Source organism: Aquitalea sp. LB_tupeE, assembly GCF_013391415.1.
Lineage (GTDB): Bacteria > Pseudomonadota > Gammaproteobacteria > Burkholderiales > Chromobacteriaceae > Aquitalea.
This window is the reverse complement of record NZ_JACAXB010000062.1, coordinates 1-678: the sequence shown is the minus strand read 5'-3', so window position 1 is coordinate 678 and position 678 is coordinate 1. Positions and strand designations below refer to the sequence as shown.

Genomic DNA, 678 nt, shown 5'->3' with positions numbered 1-678 from the left:
CAAACGGGTCACCGAGGAGCGCGACATCCTAAAAAAGGCCGCCGCATACTTTGCCAAGGAGTCCGGGTAAGGTATGCCTTCATCCGGGCCCATGAGCAGCAGTTCCCTATTCGACGTCTGTGTCGTGTTATGTCGGTACACCCCAGCGGCTACTACGCTTGGAAAGCGTCACCGTACTCACCGCGAGCTTGAGAAGACTAGCGCTTGCTGGGGCACATCAAGCAGGCTTGGCTCGAAAGTGGCGGTGTCTATGGCTATCGCAAGGTGCATGACGACTTGCAGGCTCAGGGTGAGCACTGCGGCAAACATCGTGTGGCGCGGCTGATGAAGCAGTAGGGCTTACGTTCGCAGACTGGCTACCATCGACGTCCTGGGCATTACAGTGACCGCCCGGCAGTGGTGACACCTAACCACCTGCAACGCCAGTTCACCGTGAATGAACCGAATAAAGCTTGGGTGACCGACATCACTTATATCCGCACGCATGAGGGGTGGTTGTACCTGGCGGTGGTGCTGGACCTGGTCTCACGGCAGGTGATTGGCTGGTGGATGCAGTCACGTATCGATAGATAGCTGGTGCTGAATGCCCTGTTGATGGCGGTATGGCGACGTCAGCCCAAGCAGGAGGTACTGGTACATTCCGACCAAGGAAGTCAGTTCAGTAGCTACAATTGGCAG

At 56.8% G+C, this 678-nt stretch carries 1 pseudogene; it reads left to right on the top strand.

Annotated elements, in window-relative coordinates:
* A pseudogene (locus tag HWX34_RS21005) lies at nucleotides 1-678 on the top strand (IS3 family transposase); the annotation flags it as partial.